Origin of the sequence: Bradyrhizobium sp. (assembly GCF_030654605.1) — a bacterium.
Taxonomy (GTDB): domain Bacteria; phylum Pseudomonadota; class Alphaproteobacteria; order Rhizobiales; family Xanthobacteraceae; genus Bradyrhizobium.
On record NZ_JAURXB010000049.1, the window covers coordinates 1 to 4,162 of the forward strand.

The following is a 4,162-nucleotide window of genomic DNA, read 5'->3' on the forward strand; positions in this document are numbered from 1 at the left end:
CCGGTCTGCGGTTTTGGCGTCACCGTGCCGATCTCGACAAAGCCGAAGCCGAGCCGCAGCAGCGCATCGGAGACTTCCGCGCTCTTGTCGAAGCCCGCCGCCATGCCGACCGGATTGGGGAAATTCAGTCCGAACGCCCGCACCGCCAGTTTTGGATCGTCCGGCCTCGGCCGGACCGGCGGCAGCAGCCGCAGGCCCTGGATCGCCAGACGGTGCGCGTCCTCCGGATCGAACCAGCGCAGCAGCGGCAGGGAGAATGTATCGAAGGCGCGGATCACGGCTCGAGCTCCGGAATGTCGTGAAAGCCGTCGGAGCGCGCATGCATCTCGTGGACGCCGGTGACCGCGCCGAGATCGAGTTCGCCGTAGAGGTGGGGAAACAGCTCGTCGTTGCGCGACTGTTCCCAGCGCAGCGCGGCACCCAGCGCATCGGCATCGACCGCGACCAGGAACAGGCCGGTCTGGCCGGCGAAATGCTTCCTTGCCGTCTCGGCCACCTGCGCCGCCTGCGAGAAATGAATGAAGCCGTCGCGCGCATCGTCGGCGCTGCCGCGGTACACGCCCTGCCGCTCGGCCTCGCGCCAGGCCGAAGCGGGACAAATTTTGTAGATCCTGCGCACCGGCCTGACGTCCTGCCTGTTGCTTGAGTTTGTTGTGATTTTCCGGAATTGCCGGATCGCGCGCCGACCGTATCGGCGCACCCTGCCCACTTCAAGGGCCGCTTTCGGTGCCTTTTCCCTCCCTTTTCCCTCCCTTGCGCCAGCGCCGGAAACGGGTTTACTAAGGTAATAATTCCTAAGCTGCCGAGCCATTAAGCCGCCGAGCCCTGCCATGGCCAAAGTTCCGAAAGTGCCGCGCATGCTCACCCACGACCAGATCTGGACCGCGCTGGACCGGCTGGCCGAGCGCGCCGGGATCACCACCTCGGCGCTGGCCAAACGCGCCGGGCTCGATCCCACCACCTTCAACAAGTCGAAGCGGATCACTACCGAGGGCCGCGAGCGCTGGCCATCCACCGAATCGGTGGCCAAGTCGCTCGCCGCCACCAACACCTCGATCGACACTTTCGTGCAGCTGATCGGCGACGCCCCGCGGACCGTGCAGTCGGTGCCGCTGCTCGGCTTCGCGCAAGCCGCCGCCGCCGCCGGCCATTTCGACTGTAACGGGTACCCCACCGGCAAGGGCTGGGACGAGCTGGGCCTGCCCGCCGTCAACGACGAACATGCCTATGCGCTGGAGATATCGGGCGACGCCATGAAGCCGGCCTATCGCGACGGCGACGTCATCGTGGTGTCGCCGGGCACGGCGATCCGCCGCGGCGACCGCGTGGTGGTGAAAACCGCCGGCGGCGAGGTGATGGTCAAGGAGCTGAAGCGCCGCACCGCGAAGACGCTGGAGCTGGCATCGCTCAATCCCGTTCATGTCGACCGCACGCTGGCATCAGGCGACGTCGAATGGATCGCAAGGATTGTTTGGGTGAGTCAGTAGTTTGTCGTCCCTGCGAACGCAGGGACCCATACCGCGAGGTCTATCAATCTTTTCGATGTAGTAGACGTCCTTCGCCCACAACTGGCGCCTGTGGCTATGGGTCCCTGCGTTCGCAGGGACGACGAGAAACCTCGACCTACTCCGCGTAGTCCGGCTCCTTGCGGTCGAGCATGCGCTTCAGGGCATCGAAGTGCCGCTGCGCGGCACTCGGGCCCTCGAACAGGCTGCTGCCGCCGATGTCCCGCATCGTCTTCTGGACCACGGGCTCGGGCAGCTGCTTCAGCTTCTGCCCGGTCCACATCGCGTAGATCTGCACCTGCGCGGCGCGCTCGACGTAATACAGCACGTCATAGGCACCGGCGACGGTGGCGCCGACCGTGGAGATGCCGTGATTGGCCATGAACAGCACCTTCTTGTCGCCGATCACGCCGGCGAGGCGGGCGCCTTCGGCCGGATCGAGCGCAGGCCCCGTGTATTCGTCGTCATAGGCGATCTCGCCCATCAAACCGACCTCGGTCTGGCCGATCTCCTTGATGCGCGGATCTTCCAGACGCGTCAGTGCGCTGGCATAGGGCATGTGGGTGTGAAACACCGCCTTGGCCTGCGGCAGCGCCTTGTGGATCGGCGCATGGATGCAATAGCAGGAGCGCTCGACGTCGCCCTCGCCGCGCTTGACCTCGCCGTCATCGATGCCGACTTCCATGAAGGACGACGCCGTGACCTCGGACCAGTGCATGCCGAACGGAATCTGGTAGTAGCGGTCGCTGCGGCCCGGCACGGTGAGGGTCAGGTGGTTGAAGATGCCCTCGCTGAAACCCTGGTTGAAGGCCAGCCGGTGCGCGGCAGCGAGATCGACCCGCGCCTGCCATTCCTCGGTGCTGTAATTATCGAGCGCTTTCGGCGAAACCCTGAACTGCATGAGCATCCTCCCTGCTGAACCCGCTGTCTTATCAGCCCCTCGACGGAGGCCTGGAGCGTTTGATTGTAGGCAGTATAGCGCAATTTGGACGGGAGCCCGGCTGAAATTGCCGTGGATCTGCTATCTCGAATTGTCGCAGCGTGCGATGGCGCGCCTGCGAAGGGCGGGTCATTCCCTCTGTCGTCGTCCCGGCGAACGCAGGGTCCCATACCGCGAGGTCTGTCGTTTCGCCGGATGGTCGACGGTCTTGGGCCGACAACTACGGCCCGTGGCTATGGGTCCCTGCGTTCGCAGGGACGACAGCCTACGCGCTCCTTGCCAGCGCGCCGTCGATCATCGCTACCGCGTTGGCCACGCCATAGACCGCGACGAACGAGCCGAAGCGCGGGCCTTTTTCCTGGCCGAGCAGCACCTGGTAGAGCATGTTGAACCAGTCGAGCGAGACGCCGGGACGGCCGTCCTTGCCCTTCTTGACGGGATCGAGGAACGGCTCGCGGCGGCCGATCTCGTAGACCACGTTCTGGATGTCCTCCGCGGTGGACGCCGACGGCATGTTCGACAGCGCGTCGCGCAGGTCCTGCAAGGCGACGCGTTCGCTCTCGGTCGGCTCGCGGAACTTTTTGGTCGGCGCGACGAAATCGCGATAGTAATTGATGGCGTAGCCGACCATGGCGTCGAGCTTCGGATGGGTCTGCGGCGTCACGCCGGGACGATAGCGGCCGATGAACCCCCACAGCGTCGCGGCATTCTCCGCGTTCGACGACGACACCAGCGTCAGCAACAGCTGGAACGTGACCGGCATGTCGGAGGCCGGCGGCTGGCCGGCATGGATGTGCCAGACCGGATTGGCGAGCTGCTGTTTTGCATCCTGCCGCGAAAAGCCGTCGAGGAACTGCTGGTAGTCGTCGACGTTGCGCGGGATGACGTCGAAATACAGCCGCTTCGCCGACTTCGGCTCGCGGTACATGAACAGCGACAGCGATTCCGGCGAGGCATAGCGCAGCCACTCGTCGATGGTCAGCCCATTGCCCTTCGACTTCGAAATCTTCTGGCCCTTGTCGTCGAGGAACAGTTCGTAATTGAAACCTTCCGGCGGCAGGCCGCCGAGCGCCGAGCAGATCTTGCCCGACAGCTTGACGGAATCGATCAGGTCCTTGCCGGCCATTTCATAGTCGACGCCAAGCGCGTACCAGCGCATCGCCCAGTCCGGCTTCCATTGCAGCTTGCAATGACCGCCCGTGACCGGGAGCGTGACGCGCTCTTTGGTCTCCGGATCGTCATAGGAAACCGTGCCGGCCTTCACGTCATGCTCGATGATCGGAACATACAGCACCATGCCGGTGCGCGGGCAAACCGGGAGGAATGGCGAGTAGCTCGCCGCGCGTTCCTCGCGCAAGCTCGGCAGCATCACCGCCATGACTGCGTCGAACCGTTCCAGCACGCGCAGCAGCGCGGCGTCGAATTTTCCCGACTTGTAATAATCGGTCGAGCTGGCGAACTCGTAGTCAAACTTGAAGGTGTCGAGAAAGGCGCGCAGCCTTGCGTTGTTATGCGCGCCAAAGCTCGGATGGGTGCCGAACGGATCGGGCACCGTTGTCAGCGGCTTGCCCAGATGCTTCTCCAGCATCTCCTTGTTCGGCACGTTGTCCGGCACCTTGCGCAGGCCGTCCATGTCGTCGGAAAACGCCAGCAGCCGGGTCTTGATCTTGTCCTCGGTCAGCACGCGAAAGGCGTGGCGCACCATGGTGGTGCGCGC

At 64.4% G+C, this 4,162-nt stretch carries 4 protein-coding genes and 1 pseudogene; 1 reads left to right on the forward strand and 4 read right to left on the reverse strand.

Annotated elements, in window-relative coordinates; translation table 11 throughout:
• Positions 1 to 278 (reverse strand): annotated as a pseudogene (locus tag Q7U29_RS04295) (dihydroorotate dehydrogenase (quinone)); the annotation flags it as partial.
• The gene (locus tag Q7U29_RS04300) at positions 275 to 619 is read right to left on the reverse strand and encodes a DUF952 domain-containing protein (RefSeq protein ID WP_304738877.1); all 345 of its coding nucleotides are present in this window, start codon (positions 617 to 619) and stop codon (positions 275 to 277) included. The gene Q7U29_RS04300 and the pseudogene Q7U29_RS04295, both read right to left, overlap by 4 nt.
• 238 nt (positions 620 to 857) lie before the next feature.
• On the opposite strand from Q7U29_RS04300, the gene Q7U29_RS04305 reads away from it, so the two are divergent.
• Positions 858 to 1,487, forward strand: coding sequence for a helix-turn-helix transcriptional regulator (locus tag Q7U29_RS04305; protein ID WP_304738885.1), 630 nt, complete (start codon positions 858 to 860; stop codon positions 1,485 to 1,487).
• A 136-nt stretch (positions 1,488 to 1,623) separates the two neighbouring features.
• On the opposite strand, the gene Q7U29_RS04310 is transcribed toward Q7U29_RS04305, so the two are convergent.
• Both Q7U29_RS04310 and Q7U29_RS04315 read right to left on the reverse strand, forming a co-directional pair.
• Positions 1,624 to 2,406 (reverse strand): class II aldolase/adducin family protein, encoded by a 783-nt coding sequence (locus tag Q7U29_RS04310; protein ID WP_304738880.1) that lies wholly within the window; start codon positions 2,404 to 2,406, stop codon positions 1,624 to 1,626.
• 304 nt (positions 2,407 to 2,710) lie between these two features.
• On the reverse strand, positions 2,711 to 4,162 hold a 1,452-nt coding region (locus tag Q7U29_RS04315; RefSeq protein ID WP_304738883.1), incomplete at its 5' end, for a lysine--tRNA ligase.

What these genes read in the sequence shown, in the direction of transcription:
- Q7U29_RS04310 (WP_304738880.1), bottom strand. Translation starts at nt 2,406, where the DNA reads ATGCAGTTCAGGGTTTCGCCGAAAGCGCTCGATAATTACAGCACCGAG.
- Q7U29_RS04305 (WP_304738885.1), top strand. Translation starts at nt 858, where the DNA reads ATGCTCACCCACGACCAGATCTGGACCGCGCTGGACCGGCTGGCCGAG.